This is a genomic window from Streptococcus mitis, assembly GCF_003942695.1.
Taxonomy (GTDB): domain Bacteria; phylum Bacillota; class Bacilli; order Lactobacillales; family Streptococcaceae; genus Streptococcus; species Streptococcus mitis_BD.
The window spans coordinates 12,791-28,365 of record NZ_RJNU01000001.1 but is presented as its reverse complement, the minus strand read 5'-3'; the positions used below and the strand labels follow the sequence as shown (position 1 = coordinate 28,365).

The window sequence follows — 15,575 nt, the reverse complement described above, 5'->3', positions numbered from 1 at the left end:
AGTTAGACAGAAAAAATCTAACTTTTGGGGTGTTTTATTATGCGACTATTAGTCCGTCTCGCTCCGCTAGGTGCGCGCGTCGAAGGTTATACCAAAAAACTCCAAACGCAATACAATAAGGGTGTTCAAGCCAATTGTAAAGCGAAAGGAGAAAAATATGGCACAAAAGGCTCATAGTTTATCGCACACAAAGTGGCACTGTAAGTATCACATTGTGTTCACCCCTAAGTATAGACGAAAAGTCATCTATAATCAATATCGGAGTAGTTTAGGCGAAATATTTCATCGCTTGTGTAGTTATAAAGGTATTGAAATTATCGAAGGCCATTTAATGCTAGATCATGTTCACATGTTGGTAAGCATTCCACCTAGAATTAGCGTTGCAAGTTTCATGGGATATTTAAAAGGTAAGAGTTCACTCATGATGTTTGACAAACACGCCAACCTCAAGTATAAGTTTGGGAATTGGCATTTCTGGGCGGAAGGTTATTATGTAAGTACGGTGGGACTCAATGAAGCCACAATTAAGAAATATATTCAAGATCAGGAAAAGCATGATATAGCACTAGATAAATTGAGTGTAAAAGAATATGAGAATCCCTTTAGGGATAGTGGTAAGTAATACAAAAGCCTCTTTGAGAGGTAAGTGACGAGTCAAGAGCAGTAAGGCTTGAACAAAGTGAAAGCCAGCATCTTTAGGCGCTGGCTGGTAATTTGGGCTTATAGCCCCGGTACAAACCACCCGTTAGACGGGTGGTTATGATTATGAAATTAACTTATATAGATAAGGTTCAGATCTATGAACTTAGAAAGCAAGGTCAAAGCTTCAAACAACTCTCAAAAAGATTTGATGTGGATGTTTCTGGTCTAAAGTGCATGGTGAAATTAATTGACCGTTATGGAATAGAAATCGTCAAAAAGGGGAAAAATCGTTACTATTCCCCTGAATTAAAGCAAGAAATGATTGATAAAGTCCTACTTGAAGATCTTTCACGAAAAAGAGTATCTTTAGATTATGCTCTACCCAAAATCGGTAAAATTGTTTACGCCATATGATTGTAACACCTTATCAAAAAAATCACTAGGTAAGGTGTTGGTTTTGTATAGAATTTTTACACTAAACTTTAATTCAAAAAAGACAATTTCCTTAGTTTGACTATGAAACTCAAACTATTTTTTATCAAATACCTTGATATGTGGGTGGTTGATTTCATCTATAGAGTAACATAAATCTCAAAAAATAGGGTGAAAAAAACTTTATTTGTGATGCAAAAAATAGAAGATAGGATAGAGGATCACTTTGATAACCTCAATCCTATCTCCTATTCAAATGGTTAGTTCACTAACTTATGACATTGAATCTACAGTATGCTCTTTTTAAAAGTTATTAGTCATATTTACGTTTAAGACCGATTACTCCTAGAGCATAAGTAATACCCGCCATAATCACACCTAACACATTTACTTCAGCACTAGTATTTGATCATACTTTCTTAGTTGAAGTAGGAGTGTTTGGAATTTCTTAAGCAGTTGCTTTTTGGTATTCTGCTTTAATGTCAGCAACTGGTTCTTCATTGGTTTTTTTACTTTTGCAATTTCTTGATTATTTCCTTCTTTTCAGCTATTTTCTTATCAAGTGTTTCTACTTGTTTAACTTCATCTGCATAAGTTGTTCCATAGTTCATTGCTAATGTTACTGCGACCATACCAAGAATATTCCCACAAATTCCATGTTGTTTGAATTTACGGATTGACCCATAAGTGGTTACGAGGCCAAGCCCACTTGCTTTGCTTCTTACAAAATAAAGAAAAGAATTCCCCAGAGAAGACCACAGGAGTAGCCAACTAGAACATCCTTAGGATAATGAACGCCACCTAAAACCCGCACAAGACCGAGAAAGGCTGATAAAGTCAATAGAACCAATCCTACAGGCAGATTTGCATGTAAACAAGCCATGGAAATGATGGTTGCTGAAAAGACATGGCGGCTGGGCATAGACTGTCCCGAGCTATCCTTTTCAAGTAGGGGACTGATGTTCCAAGTTTCATAGGGTCGCGGGTGATTGATTTTCTTACGAAACAGTGATAACATCACAAAGCCTGTTGCAGGGATAAGCACATAAATCCCAACTTGCTGACTAAGTCCTAGTTGCAGGTAAGTGGTGACTAGCAAGATCAGATAGACCAGGGGCATGGCGACTGTCATCAAACGATTGAAACTGCGTAACAGAAATAAAAGAGTGGGATGGCTGGTGAGTATGGAGCTGATATTTTGATACCATTCTTGATAATTTTTCATTTATTCTTCTCATTATCACTTTATTTTTGCCTCTAGGTGAGACGTTTGTCTTCTAGTATAGTGCAGAAAAAGAAGGCCGTCAAGCCTTCTTTTGATTTATTCTTCTGCTTCGTCTTCTGTAAATTGACTATTGTACAAGTCAGCGTAGAAGCCACCTTGCGCCATGAGTTCTTCATGATTGCCTTGTTCGATGATATTCCCATCTTTCATAACAAGAATCAAATCAGCATTTCGGATAGTAGACAAGCGGTGGGCAATGACAAAGGATGTGCGTCCTTCCATCAAACGGTCCATGGCTTTTTGAATCAGCTCCTCTGTACGTGTGTCGACTGAGGATGTCGCTTCATCCAAAATCAAGAGCGGTGCATCCTTGAGAAGGGCACGAGCAATGGTCAAGAGCTGTTTTTGTCCAACAGACAAGGTTACGGTGTCATCCAAAATAGTATCGTAACCATCTGGCAAAGTCATGATAAAGTGGTGGATTCCCACAGCCTTGCTAGCTTCCATCATTCGTTCATCACTGATGCCCGTTTGATTGTAGATGAGATTTTCTCGAATGGTTCCTTCAAAGAGCCAAGTATCTTGCAAGACCATTGAAAAGGCATCGTGTACTTCTGAGCGCTTCATATCCTTGGTATCGACACCATCGATACGGATACTTCCCTTATCAATCTCATAGAACTTCATCAAAAGATTGACAATGGTTGTCTTACCAGCTCCAGTCGGCCCAACGATAGCGACCTTCTGGCCTGCATGAGCTGTCGCAGAAAAGTCATGGATGATGGTGCGTTCTGGTGTATAACCAAAGGATACGCGATCAAAGATCACTTCTCCTCTCATGCCAGTCAATTGTCTTTCCTTATGGGATTCATCCTGCATCTCAGCTTCACCTAGAAATTCAAAGACACGTCCCATGGCCGCACTCGCTTGTTGTAAGCTCGTAATCCCTTGGGCAATCTGTGATAAGGGTTGGGAGAAGGTCCGTACGTAAACCATAAAGGCTACAATAATCCCTATAGTGATATGCCCTTCTAGAGCAAGCGCAGCCCCAACGATGATGACCAAAACATAGCTAAAATTCCCAACAAAGAACATGGCTGGCATCATGATACCAGAGATAAACTGAGATTTCCAGATGCTGTCGTGCAAGTTTTGGTTTAAACCTGCAAATCTCGCTTTGGAGGTGTCCACTGCGTTGTAGCTGGTCACTACATTGTGGCCAGAGTACATCTCTTCCACATAACCATTGACGGCTGCTAGATTATTTTGTTGGGCTTTAAAATAACCCTGTGACTTGGCCATAATTACTGAAACCGCCGCAAAACCAACAAACGTAGAAACAACCGTTACCAGAGCTAAAATCCAGTTCATACTAAACATGGTCACCAAAACAGCAATCAACAAGAAGCTGGCTGAGATAACTGTTCCGAGACTTTGGTTGAGAGATTGCGCCGCTGTATCCACATCATTGGTCACACGAGATAGAGTGTCCCCTTGCGAATGACGATCAAAATAGCCAAGGGGCAAACGATTGATCTTTTCAGCGATTGCTGTCCGCAAGCGTTTTGAAAAATGTTGGATACTTGTTGAAAAGATATAGGCCTGTGTATAGTTAAGGATAGCACCAAGTACATAGAGAATCACTAAAAAGCTAGCAATGTTTGATACAGCTACCAAGTTGATTTCTGTAGCCAAACCATCTGAAATCAAGTTAGTAATTTCTTTAATCTTAGTTGGCCCATAAACAGTAATGATGCTTGAAATGACTGCAGCCACAACTGCTATTAGAAGAGGGAGTTGGAGGCCTGCCATATAAGGTTTGCACTGTTTCCAGAACGACACTTTTTTATTTTCCATGTTCCAATTCCTCCTTCGATAGTTGTGAGTAGGCAATTTCTTGGTAGACTTCGTTGGTAGCTAGAAGTTCCTTGTGGGTGCCTTGTCCCACGACTTTTCCTTGATCCAATACTAAGATCAGGTCAGCATCCATAATGGTAGAAATCCGCTGCGCTACGATGAGCTTGGTCATGGATTTTGTTTTCTGAGCTAGCTCTTGGCGCAGGACACGATCTGTCTTGTAGTCCAAGGCTGAGAAAGAGTCATCAAAGATGAGAATCTCTGGTTTACGAGCCAAGGCACGCGCAATGGCCAAACGCTGTCTTTGACCTCCTGAGAAGTTGGTTCCGCCTTGGGCCACTTCTGATGCAAGTCCTGCTTCCTTATCCTCGATGAAGCTTTTAGACTGGGCCAATTCTAGAGCTTGCCACATAGCAGCTTCGCTTAGAGGAGTTTCTTTGCTCTTACCAAAGTCTAAGTTCTCCTTGACATCTCCAGAAAAGAGGACAGCTTTTTGTGGAATATAGCCGACCTTATTGCGCAAATCTTCCAAATCGTAATCTTGAACATTAACTCCGTCCACTAGGATTTCTCCATCTGAAACATCATAAAAACGTGGCAAGAGGTTGACAAGCGTAGATTTACCTGATCCAGTCGATCCGATGAAAGCCACGGTTTGACCCGCTTCTGCTTTGAAAGTGACATGTTCCACGACTGCTTCAGAGTTTTTAGAGTAGCGGAAAGTCACATCACGGAATTCCACTTGTCCTTGAACTGAAGGATCCGCTGTCTGTGCATGACTAGGATTTTCAATAGAAGAATGCAGATCCAATACTTGATTGATACGTCCTGCCGAAACCAAGGTACGAGGAAGAACGATAAAGAGTGCTCCCATGAGAAGGAATCCCATTACGACCTGCATAGCATAGGACATGAAGACCACCATATCACTAAAGAGTGGCAGACGTTCTGTCACACTTGCATCGTTGATGATATAGGCACCAATCCAGTAAATAGCTAAGGTCAAACCGCTGGAAATCGCCATCATAATAGGATTCATAATCGCCATCAAACGGTTGACAAAAAGGTTGAGACGAGTCACCTCATCGTTGGCTGCTTCAAATTTTTCATCTTGGTAATTCTCAGCATTATAAGCACGAACAACTCGAATCCCTGTCAAACTTTCACGGGTGATGCTATTGAGTTTATCTGTCAATTTTTGAATGACAGATTGTTTTGGAAAGGCTAGAGTAATGAGAACAGTGGTCATCAAGACATTGACAATGACGGCCACCACTACTGCCCAGAGCCAGTATTCCGACTTCCCAAGGATTTTTCCAATGGCCCAGATGGCCATGATAGGCCCACGAGTCACTACCTGTAAGCCCATAGTAAAGAGCATCTGAACCTGCGTAATATCATTGGTCGTTCGAGTTAAAAGACTGGGGATTGAAAAACGTTTGATTTCCGTTTGCGAAAAATCTAGAACACGATTAAAAATATCTCTTCGCAAGTGAGTCGTGTAAGACGCTGCAACACGAGAAGCAAAGAAACCAACTATAACAGATGAAAAGAAAGCCAATAAAGACAAACCAATCATCTTCGCAGCTGGTGACCAGAGTTCACCCAACTGCGTTCCAGACGTTCCCAGTAATTCTGTAATTTGCGAAATATAAGTCGGTACCTCTAACTCGAGATAGACCGAGAAACAAGTGAACAGAATCGTAAGGAGAATCATTCCCCACTCTTTTCCTGTAATACGTTTAGCGAGTTTCTTCATCTTCTCCTCCTATCTTCTCAACATTTTTTTGCAACTGACTGAGGACCTTTTCAAAGATTGCCAAGTTGGACTTTGAAACACCCTCTAGCAGACTCTGATCAATCCGATCAAAAAAAGCCTTAACTTCTTGCATCTGCGAACGCGATTTGTCGGTCAAACGAACAAATTTTGCTCGTTTATCACTTGGACTGGCCTCTAACTCCACCAAACCATTTTGCACCATACGCTTGACTAGATTACTGGCGACTGACTTGGTGATATTGAGTTCCTGCTCAATATCCTTGATTAACACCGCCTGTTCAGACTCCTCACGATAGTCTAAAAATCGTATGACTTGGCCCTGCGGTCCGCCCATAAATTCAATACCACAACGTTTAGCTTCTTTCTGTACCATCAGGTGAACCTGGTGCCCAAAGCGTTTAAACATCAACATTGGCTTGTCCATGATTGCTCCTTTCTTATCTTTTAAATAGTTCTCACAAGAACTATTTAAGTTTCCATGAGAACTATTCTATCACTTCCAGAAGAAATGTCAAGAAAAAAGTTTCCTTGAGAACTATTTTGGCACAAATTGACATTAGGCAATATTTTTTCTATAATAAGCACTAACTACCATGGATAGAAATCCATTCACTCGATGAAGGGAGAAAACTTTCAAATGAAACCAGAAGAACAAAAAGTTTTAGGGATTTTAGCAACTACTTTTGGAGCCATCGCACTTTTAGGATCTTGGATCCCGTTTATTAACTATCTGTCTTTTTTCATCGCTATTGTCGCTTTGATCTTGGGCATTATCGGCCTTATCGTCAACCTTAAAAAACGGAAAACGATGGCCATTATCGGAACATCCCTAGCAATTGCTTCTGTTGTACTTTTCTTTACGACCCAGGTACTGTACGCTAATGTCTACAAAGAGTTTGTCAGGGAGTTTAACCGTTCCTATAGAGAGGCAAGTTCCTCAATGGAACGCGAAGAAGAAAGCGACTTGACAGATGATAGCGCCTATTCCATCCCAGAGGAGGAAGAAGACGATAACTTCTCCTGGACCCAAGAACAGTTCAACGCCTTAATCGAAGGTGACCTTGACAACAAAGGAAAAGGTGGTACCAACTACAAGGATATTATCAAAAAACACGGACTACCAGACTCCGAATTTGACTCCACTATCGGAGGGTACGATACGAGAAAAATCACCTATATCTCCATTGGAGACAAGATCAAGACCGTTACCTTAACTTTTGCAAAACAGGACAATGGACAGCTCTTGCTCGTTCAAAAACATGCAGTCGGTCTAGGTCTAGAAAAAAGCAAGCAACAAAACGATTCTGAAACCAGAGTCTAAGTTCAAATATCAAAAAAACGAACAGCTAGTAAAACTGTTCGTTTTTCTATTAAAATCCATCTACGTTTGTGTAGATCTTTTGCACGTCTTCGTCGTCCTCAAGAACGCTGTAAAGTTTTTCAAAGGTTTCAAGGTCGTCACCTGACAATTCTACTTCTGACTGAGGAATCATTTCTAATTCTGTCACTTGGAATTCTTGGATACCTGACTCACGAAGGGCAACGATAGCTTTGTGAAGGTCTGTTGGAGCTGTGTAAACAGTGATTGTTCCTTCTTCTGCTTCTACATCATCCACATCAACATCTGCTTCGAGCAAAAGTTCAAAGATAGCATCTGCATCTTTACCTGCAAATACGATAACACCCTTGTTGTCAAAGAGATATGAAACCGAACCTGAAGCACCCATGTTCCCGCCGTTTTTACCAAAGGCAGCACGGACATTGGCTGCGGTACGGTTGACGTTTGAAGTCAAGGTATCAACGATTAACATAGAACCATTTGGTCCAAATCCTTCGTAACGTCCTTCTGTAAAGGTTTCGTCTGTGTTTCCTTTTGCTTTATCAATCGCTTTATCGATAACGTGTTTTGGCACTTGCGCTTGTTTAGCACGATCGATAACGAACTTCAAAGCAGTGTTTAATTCTGGATCTGGCTCTCCTTTTTTAGCTGCTACATAGATTTCTACACCAAATTTTGCATATACTTTAGAGTTAGCTCCATCTTTAGCCGTTTTCTTGGCTACGATATTGGCCCATTTACGTCCCATTAGGAATCTCCTTTTTTCACATTTTAATCTTTCTTATTATAACACAAGTTTTTTCGATTTTCACTAGAGGAAATGGATTTTGTTCAGCAAATCGAGCTAGGATTATCTTTAGCTGCCAAGATTGCCTTGCCTTCTTTTATCAGAGGATGGCGGAAAAGTGAAAAGTACAGTTGGGTGGTCATGGCAAGCCAGATAAGGGGTTCGCAAAGGATAACTCCCCTATACCCTGCCCAAGGGATAATCAAAACCACAAAAACGATTTTCCCGATTAGTTCTATAAAGCTGGAAACTAGAGGAAGGACTTTCTGCCCCAATCCCTGCAAGCAATTCCGATAGATCAGCAAAAGGCTCAAAATCGGATAAAAGACTGAACTGATTTGCAGGTAAAGACTACCATTTTCTACCAAGTAAGTATCTGTCGAACTGGCCAAGAAGGAAACCAAGCTAGGACTGGCAAAAAAGAGGAAAATACAAACAAAACCTGCCCAGGACATGCTCAAACGACTACCGATTCGAAGTCCTTGAACAATGCGGTCTAGTCGCTTAGCACCAAGATTCTGAGAGGCAAAGGTCGTCATAGCAGAAGAAATAGCGGTCATCGGAAGCAGAGCAAAGGCCATAATGCGACGCGCCGCCGTCTGGGCACTAATAATCACTGCTCCAAAAGTATTGACAGAAGACTGTAAAATCACACTACCAATAGACACAATCGAACTCATCAAACCCATGGCTAAACCTTGTTCTAAAAGATCCGTGTACAAGGCCTTGTTCCATTTAAAATGCTTGAGTTGAGGGAGCAGTTCTGGAACACTCTTACGGATATAATAAAAGCAGAGAACAGCTGATAATCCTTGCGAGATAATGGTAGCAAGCCCCGCAGATTGAACTCCCAGATGCAGTTGCGTGATAAAATAGAGATCCAGCACCACATTGACCAAGGCAGAAAAAATCAGAAATCCAAGAGCTGCTAGACTGTCTCCAATGGACCGCAACAAGCCTGCAAAGAGGTTATAAGCAAAGCTAACACCTACACAAGTCACAATCATAGAAATATATTGATAGGATTGAGGAAGGATTTCAGCAGGGGTATCTAAATATTGCAAGAGTGGATACAGACCGACAAAGCCCATCAGCATAACCAAAATACTGAGAAGCCCTCCTAAAATCCAGGTTGCCGCTACTGCTTCTTTAATTTTAGTGAAATTACGAGCTCCATAATAGCGGGCAATGACAATCCCCATCCCATTGCCAACACCAAGCGTAAAGCCTATAATCAAGTCAAAAATGGCAGTTGTCGCCCCTACTGCAGCCAAGGAATCTTGACCAAGAAAACGCCCAACAATCAAGACGTCTGCAGTATTATAAAGCTGTTGGAAAATATTAGACAGCAAGATTGGAAAGGCGAAGCTTAAAAGCGCAGGAAGAATAGGACCATGTATCAAGTCCACGGATCGTTTCTTATTCATAAAGCTATTATATCAGCTTTCTAGAAGAGCGACAAGGATTGCTTGGCTTTCTTAAAATCAATTGCTTACAGAGAAACAATTTGCTATAATCAAGAAAAGGAGGTCACTTATGAGTTTGACCAGTCAATTAATAACCGATGTGTTTCCAGATCTTGATAAAGTTGAAAAGCTAAATAACGAAGCTTTCCCCGAGGAAGAACGGGTCCCTCTTTCTGAGTTTTTGCGCTATCAGGACCGAGATGACGCGCACTTTTTTGCCTTTTATAACGAAGAAGAGTTTGTTGGCTTTGCCTTCTCCATCTCCAATCAAAAAGCCTTCTATATAAGCTTTTTTGCCATCATGCCCCACCTGAGAAGCCACGGGTACGGAAAGGAAATCATCGAAAAGCTGACAGATTTTTACCAGCGAACCATGTTGCTGGAAGTCGAGCGATTAGATGAAGAATGCGATAATTTGGAGCAGAGAAAGGCTCGCATGGATTTCTATCGCCAAAATGGCTTTAAAACAGCCAATGCTTTCCTAGAGTACGATGATCTAAGTTTTGAAATCCTCTACCGTGGCGACCATTTTGACGAAGAAGCCTATCGCGACATCTTCCAAAAGTTACAGGATGAACATTATTTTGACTTTCACATCGAATATCGTCGTTTTAGTGATCATTAGTTCTTTCATCTGAAATAAACATAAAAAGTAGCAGTTCCTATCTGCTACTTTTTATGTTATTCTTCAATTTCGATTTCAAGTCCATCGCCTAGGTCAAGTGTCACTTCTTGGTTAGGTTCTAGATCCTCAACGACAGAAGTAGGAGTTGTTCCTTCTTCATCTTCAATCAAGCCATATTGAACACGGACTTGATGGTCAATCTCATCAAAGACTTCTGGGTGATCTGCCAAGTATTTCTTAGCATTTTCAGATCCTTGCCCGATTTTTTCACCCTTGTAAGAGTACCAAGCTCCTGCTTTTTGGATGATATCGAGATCACTTGCGATCTTCAAGAGTTCACCGGTCTTAGAAATCCCTTCTCCGTACATAATTTCAACAAAGGCTTCCTTGAATGGTGGAGCCACTTTGTTTTTCACGACCTTAATCTTGGTTTCCTTACCGACATTGGTATCTTTTTGGTCACCAGTTCCCTTGATTTGTGTGCTTCCACGAACATCCAAACGAACTGATGCGTAGAATTTCAGAGCACGTCCACCAGGAGTTGTTTCTGGATTTCCAAACATGACCCCAACTTTTTCACGCAATTGGTTGATAAAGATGGCAATTGTTTTGGTCTTATTGATAGAAGCTCCGAGTTTACGCATGGCTTGGCTCATCATACGAGCCTGTAAGCCGACGTGGCTGTCTCCAATGTCTCCATCGATTTCTGCACGAGGTACGAGAGCAGCAACTGAGTCGATAACGACAAGGTCAACTGCACCTGAGTCAATCAATTTTCCAGCAATTTCAAGACCTTGCTCCCCTGAGTCTGGTTGTGATAAGAGCAATTCGTCAATGTTCACACCAAGAGCTGCAGCATAGGCTGGGTCAAGGGCATGTTCTGCATCGATAAAGGCTGCGATACCACCTTCTTTTTGTGCTTGCGCGACAGCGTGAAGGGCAACCGTTGTCTTACCAGATGATTCTGGTCCGTAGATTTCGATGATACGTCCTTTAGGATAACCACCTGAACCAAGGGCAATGTCAAGAGCCAATGAGCCTGAACTCATGACTTGCACTTTTTGCTCTGCACGTTCACCCAAACGCATGATTGAACCTTTACCGAAGTCTTTCTCAATCAATTTAAGAGCATCGTTCAAGGCTTTTTCACGATCCGCTCCAAACTTTTTTGAAATTTCATCTAATTTTTTTGGTTTTTTCGCCATTCTATTCTCCTGTATTCTAATAGTCCTAAGACCTATTTACTATTATATCAAAAGTTAGTCACTTAATAAAGCCTTGCGAACTAGGTTAAAGGCATGCATGACCGCGATGTGACGTACATCTGCTCGACTCCGTCCTGCGATATTAGCCTTGATAACCTCTGTCCCTTTTGTATGTGCCAAGCCGATAAAGACCGTCCCAGCTGGATGACCCTCTAGGCTATCTGGCCCAGCCACACCCGTCAAACTAACTCCATAGTCAGACTGAGTCTTTAGCCGTGCCTGCTCTGCCATTTTTTTAGCCGTAAACTCTGAAACGACCCCGTGTTCTTTCAGCTCTTGCTCGGAAATATCCAGCATCTTAGACTTTTCTTCTAAACTGTATGTGACAAAACCGCCATTAAAAATGGCTGAAACGCCTGAAAAGTTCGCTAAAGTAGCCTGAAAAAGGCCTGCTGTTAAGCTCTCCGCTGCGGTAATGCTTTTCTTTCTCTTCTTAAGCTCTTCTACAACGACACTTGCTAGGCTGCTCTCCTCCCCATATCCATAACAGATGTCTCGCAGAGAAAGTTCCTCGAAAGTCTGGCGATCTAAGATTTGATTTTCCAAGGTGTCCAATGCTTGATCAGCCTTTTCTTGACTAACTGCTTTTGTGGACAAGCGTAAGGTCACTTCTCCCGTTTTGGCATAAGGTGCCAAGGTCGGATCAGTTTGATGGTCAATCAAATCCGCCAAAATGGTTACCAACTGACTCTCACCAATTCCAAAGAAACGGAGCACTCGTGAGTATAACTTGGTACCAGTCATTAACTTGGGTAAGAGTTGATTTAAGACCATGGGTTTCAACTCACTTGGCGGTCCTGGGAGGACCACGTAGGTCACGCCATCTACTTCCGATACCCCTCCTACCGCTAAGCCTGTCTCATTTGGCAGTGGAGTCGCCCCTTCTACAATTTGAGCTTGCCTCTCGTTATTGGGTGTCCGAGCATAGTCTGGCCTTTGAGCAAAAAAGACATCCAGTTTCTCTTGCGCTTGAGGGTCAAACACTAAGTTTTTTCCCAAAAATTTTGCCAATGTTTGTTTGGTCAAATCATCCTCTGTTGGCCCTAAGCCCCCTGTCAAAATGACTAGACTGCTACGCGAGCTCGCAATCTCTAGCAAGGACATGAGACGCGCTTCATTATCTCCGACAGCTGTTTGGAAGTAGACATCTACTCCAATTTCTGCTAGCTTTTCCGATAAAAACTGGGCGTTGGTATTGACGATCTGCCCTGTTAAAATTTCCGTTCCTACAGCAATGATTTCTGCTTTCATCTTTCCTCCTACCTATCTATTCGAATTTTTTTTGAAAAAATCGCAGGAAATTTCCCACGATTTGATTCTTTGTTTTATTCTATCTCTTCGTTTGAAGCATTTGTGGAAGGTGCTGTTCGACCATAAAGACTCTCATACAGAACAGCGTTAGTCTCCAACTCTGTAACATCTTCTCTCCCTAGGGAACGACGTAAGAGATTTTGCATTTCCAGCATATGCTCCATCGTTACGATTTGATAAGAGATTCCTTGCAACTCAGCATCTTCACCACGAAGTTGATGAGTTTCGATGTTTTTAAAGGAATCTTGGTAACCAAGTAGTTGTGGAATACTGGATGCAGACAAATCAACATTTGTCTGCATATTATCACTAAGCGCTTTTAAGATAGCTTGATAATGACTGATACTATTGAGGCTCAAGACCTTTTCCATAATCTTTTGAATGACTTCACGTTGACGTTTTTGGCGACCATAGTCTCCCTCAGGATCCTGATAACGCATCCGTGAATAGACCAGGGCTTCCTCACCATTCAAAGTTTGCTCACCGACTCCAATCGAGATTTTATTAAATTCTTCCTGATCAGCAATCGAAATCGGGAAACCGAGTGTGTTGTTGACTGTGATGCCCCCAACTGCATCAACTAGCTGTTGGAGTCCTTGCATGTTGACCATCACATAACGATCAATATGAATGTTCATCATTTTTTGAATGGTTGAAATAGCCAACTCTGCACCGCCATTGGCATAAGCAGCATTGAGTTTTGCTTCCTGAACTTGGCCATTTCCAGTTTCAATCTTGGCCAAAATATCCCGTTCCAAACTCATCATAGTGGTTTTCTTGGTTTTCGGATTGACTGTCAGAAGAATCATGGAGTCACTATTCCCCGCCCAAGGGTCTGTACGTTCTACATTTCCCGTATCTACCCCCATCAAAAGAATGGTCAAAGGCTCTGTCGCCTCAATCACGTTGGTTTCTTCACCAATTTTCTTATAAGTTTTTTTACTTAAGGTTTCAGTTCCTTGATAATAAATAGTATAGGCATAAGCACCCACACCTAAAACTGTTACTGCTAGAAAAGCTAATAGCATTCCGATTATTTTTTTTACCATCTTATCATTTATCTATCAGTCTACCCATCAGGTAAACGTCTAAAAATATCCCTTCTTCTAAATAGGCTCCTCTTTCTTGTAAGCCTTCTGTAACAAATCCAAATTTTGAATAGAGGTGGATAGCTGCCTCGTTGCGCTTTTGTACACTGAGCTGCAAACGACGCAGAACTCCACTGGTTTTAGCCCACTCAATTCCCTCTTCAAGGAGTATGCTTCCTAAGCCATGATTCCAAAACTTCCTTTGGATGACCAAAAAGACATCCCCAATGTGACGAATCCGTATACGTTGCTCCGCCGTGATGTTCAAAACACCTGCAATTTCATCATTCAGAAGAGCTAGGAGAGTGATTTGGTTATCTGAAGTCGCTTGCTTTTCAATAAAAAGAGCCATTTCAGATTCTGTCATCAGGATACCATTTTCATCCAGACTGGTGAAATCTGTCTCCTGTCCAACTAAATCCAAGAATGCAACCAAAGCAGCTGCATCATGAGCTTCAGCCTCACGAATACAAAGTTCATACTCCATCTTGAAGCTCCTTAATCAATTCCTCAGCACGAGGACCCTGAGCGGAAAAATAGAGGCGACGACCCTCAGCCTCTTTCAAGAGTTCCAACTCCAAGTAGGAATCTGGCAAATCCTCACCCAAAAGATGTCCCCACTCGATAACGGTCACACCACCACCAAAGAGAAACTCATCCAAGTCAATCGAATCAGCATCCCCCTCAATCCGATAGACATCCAAGTGGTAGAGCGGAAGGCGACCCTCATACTCTCTTACGATGGTGTAGGTTGGACTTTTGATCATCTGACGAATACCCAAGCCCTTGGCAAGACCCTTTGTAAAGGTTGTTTTACCAGCACCCAATTCTCCAGACAAGATCAAAACATCATTTTTTTGGAGCAAGGTTCCTAGGCGTTCTCCCAGATTGATCAGCTCTTCTTCATTTTTTGTGTACATGATACTATTATACCAAAAAGTTTTCTTTTGTGTGAATTTTCTTTACAAATTTACTATAACAATTTTGGTAAAATAAGGGATTTTTATTGATAGAAAAGTGTTTTTAAAAAAATATACACATGGCGCTAACAAGTAAAATATCTCGGATTACATGCCCGTAAAAGGAAAATTCTCTTCTCATAGATTTTGGAAATAAAAATCGAGCAAAAATGAATCCCAAACCAACATAAAAAACAATAGATAAAACCGTCATTGGATTTCTTAAGAACAACAAGGTTGCGAGAACTGTCAGGATAACTGTTTTTTTCTTATTGAGAGTGGTTTTCAAATCTCGACTGTACTTCTCAAATGGTAAAAAGACAAGTAAATCAATGCCAAACAAGAAAAAGAAGGAAGGCAAGAAAAGATCTACCAACTCTTTCTGAAAAGCTGTCTGTGTTAAAATAGTCTCCGACAACACCAGACAGACGCCTACTAGGTTTAAAACCAACAAGATACTATAAAATAGTTTCACTTTTTTCTGACTATTTATAATGCTATGAACATCCTGATCTCGAGTATAAAAGAAATTCATCCCTGCGCACAGACCTGATGCCAATACGATAAACACTAGAAAATAGGTGCTTGATTGCTTTAAGGTTAAGATGGATCCCTTCCACAGTAAACAGCTACTCAGACTAATCTGGATCAAAGCCAGTAACAATAAGATGCGAATTGATTTTATCATTTTCAGTTCTCCCTTCGTATACATGATTATACTCTGCGAGAAAGATAAAATCCCTCCCCTCTTCTCAAGTGTCCTGTTTTAACGCTCAACTGACAAAAATGAAAAATAGTT

16 protein-coding genes and 1 pseudogene are annotated in these 15,575 nt (G+C 41.4%); 4 read left to right on the top strand and 13 right to left on the bottom strand.

Going from position 1 to position 15,575, the window contains the following annotated elements:
• The first annotated feature begins 157 nt into the window (after nucleotides 1-157).
• Both tnpA and D8852_RS09990 read left to right on the top strand, forming a co-directional pair.
• A complete protein-coding gene (tnpA, locus tag D8852_RS00110; protein WP_049536802.1) occupies nucleotides 158-622 on the top strand; it encodes an IS200/IS605 family transposase in 465 nt (154 codons plus the stop codon).
• 143 nt (nucleotides 623-765) lie between these two features.
• Nucleotides 766-1,041, top strand: a pseudogene (locus D8852_RS09990) (IS3 family transposase); the annotation flags it as partial.
• A gap of 542 nt (nucleotides 1,042-1,583) precedes the next feature.
• Here D8852_RS09990 and D8852_RS10110 read toward each other — a convergent pair.
• The 5 genes from D8852_RS10110 to D8852_RS00085 all read right to left on the bottom strand — a co-directional run bounded on the left by D8852_RS10110 (nucleotide 1,584) and on the right by D8852_RS00085 (nucleotide 6,360).
• Nucleotides 1,584-1,706, bottom strand: a complete 123-nt coding sequence (locus D8852_RS10110; protein ID WP_260467084.1) for a hypothetical protein — start codon at nucleotides 1,704-1,706, stop codon at nucleotides 1,584-1,586.
• Nucleotides 1,707-1,795: 89 nt separating this feature from the next.
• A complete protein-coding gene (locus tag D8852_RS00100) occupies nucleotides 1,796-2,299 on the bottom strand; it encodes a phosphatase PAP2 family protein (protein WP_125424886.1) in 504 nt (167 codons plus the stop codon).
• Between the two features lie 96 nt (nucleotides 2,300-2,395).
• Nucleotides 2,396-4,156, bottom strand: coding sequence for an ABC transporter ATP-binding protein (locus tag D8852_RS00095; RefSeq protein ID WP_125424887.1), 1,761 nt, complete (start codon nucleotides 4,154-4,156; stop codon nucleotides 2,396-2,398).
• Entirely contained in the window at nucleotides 4,146-5,915 is a 1,770-nt protein-coding gene (locus D8852_RS00090; RefSeq protein WP_125424888.1) for an ABC transporter ATP-binding protein, read from the bottom strand. The genes D8852_RS00095 and D8852_RS00090 overlap by 11 nt, the downstream gene beginning before the upstream one ends.
• On the bottom strand, nucleotides 5,899-6,360 hold the full coding sequence (locus D8852_RS00085) for a MarR family winged helix-turn-helix transcriptional regulator (RefSeq protein WP_125424889.1): 462 nt from the start codon (nucleotides 6,358-6,360) through the stop codon (nucleotides 5,899-5,901). Before D8852_RS00085 ends, D8852_RS00090 begins: the two co-directional genes overlap by 17 nt.
• Before the next feature lie 192 nt (nucleotides 6,361-6,552).
• On the opposite strand from D8852_RS00085, the gene D8852_RS00080 reads away from it, so the two are divergent.
• The gene (locus D8852_RS00080; protein WP_125424890.1) at nucleotides 6,553-7,257 is read left to right on the top strand and encodes a CD20-like domain-containing protein; all 705 of its coding nucleotides are present in this window, start codon (nucleotides 6,553-6,555) and stop codon (nucleotides 7,255-7,257) included.
• Nucleotides 7,258-7,306: 49 nt separating this feature from the next.
• Here the strand turns inward: D8852_RS00080 and D8852_RS00075 are convergent, their stop codons facing one another.
• Both D8852_RS00075 and D8852_RS00070 read right to left on the bottom strand, forming a co-directional pair.
• Entirely contained in the window at nucleotides 7,307-8,023 is a 717-nt protein-coding gene (locus D8852_RS00075; protein WP_125424891.1) for a YebC/PmpR family DNA-binding transcriptional regulator, read from the bottom strand.
• Between the two features lie 83 nt (nucleotides 8,024-8,106).
• Nucleotides 8,107-9,489, bottom strand: coding sequence for an MATE family efflux transporter (locus D8852_RS00070; protein WP_125424892.1), 1,383 nt, complete (start codon nucleotides 9,487-9,489; stop codon nucleotides 8,107-8,109).
• A gap of 109 nt (nucleotides 9,490-9,598) precedes the next feature.
• Here D8852_RS00070 and D8852_RS00065 point away from each other — a divergent pair, with 109 nt between their 5' ends.
• Nucleotides 9,599-10,153, top strand: coding sequence for a GNAT family N-acetyltransferase (locus D8852_RS00065; protein ID WP_125424893.1), 555 nt, complete (start codon nucleotides 9,599-9,601; stop codon nucleotides 10,151-10,153).
• 56 nt (nucleotides 10,154-10,209) lie between these two features.
• Here D8852_RS00065 and recA read toward each other — a convergent pair whose 3' ends face one another.
• From recA to D8852_RS00035, 6 genes are all read right to left on the bottom strand, one after another.
• A complete protein-coding gene (gene recA / locus D8852_RS00060) occupies nucleotides 10,210-11,358 on the bottom strand; it encodes a recombinase RecA (RefSeq protein WP_125424894.1) in 1,149 nt (382 codons plus the stop codon).
• 54 nt (nucleotides 11,359-11,412) lie between these two features.
• On the bottom strand, nucleotides 11,413-12,669 hold the full coding sequence (locus D8852_RS00055; protein ID WP_125424895.1) for a competence/damage-inducible protein A: 1,257 nt from the start codon (nucleotides 12,667-12,669) through the stop codon (nucleotides 11,413-11,415).
• A gap of 74 nt (nucleotides 12,670-12,743) precedes the next feature.
• Nucleotides 12,744-13,778: a biofilm formation/cell division transcriptional regulator BrpA gene (gene brpA, locus D8852_RS00050; protein WP_125424896.1), complete on the bottom strand. Its 1,035-nt coding sequence runs from the start codon at nucleotides 13,776-13,778 to the stop codon at nucleotides 12,744-12,746.
• Nucleotides 13,779-13,782: 4 nt separating this feature from the next.
• Nucleotides 13,783-14,304, bottom strand: coding sequence for a GNAT family N-acetyltransferase (locus D8852_RS00045; RefSeq protein ID WP_125424897.1), 522 nt, complete (start codon nucleotides 14,302-14,304; stop codon nucleotides 13,783-13,785).
• Nucleotides 14,294-14,737, bottom strand: a complete 444-nt coding sequence (gene tsaE, locus D8852_RS00040) for a tRNA (adenosine(37)-N6)-threonylcarbamoyltransferase complex ATPase subunit type 1 TsaE (protein ID WP_125424898.1) — start codon at nucleotides 14,735-14,737, stop codon at nucleotides 14,294-14,296. Before tsaE ends, D8852_RS00045 begins: the two co-directional genes overlap by 11 nt.
• A 103-nt stretch (nucleotides 14,738-14,840) precedes the next feature.
• Entirely contained in the window at nucleotides 14,841-15,464 is a 624-nt protein-coding gene (locus D8852_RS00035; protein WP_125424899.1) for a hypothetical protein, read from the bottom strand.
• Between the last annotated feature and the right edge of the window lie 111 nt (nucleotides 15,465-15,575).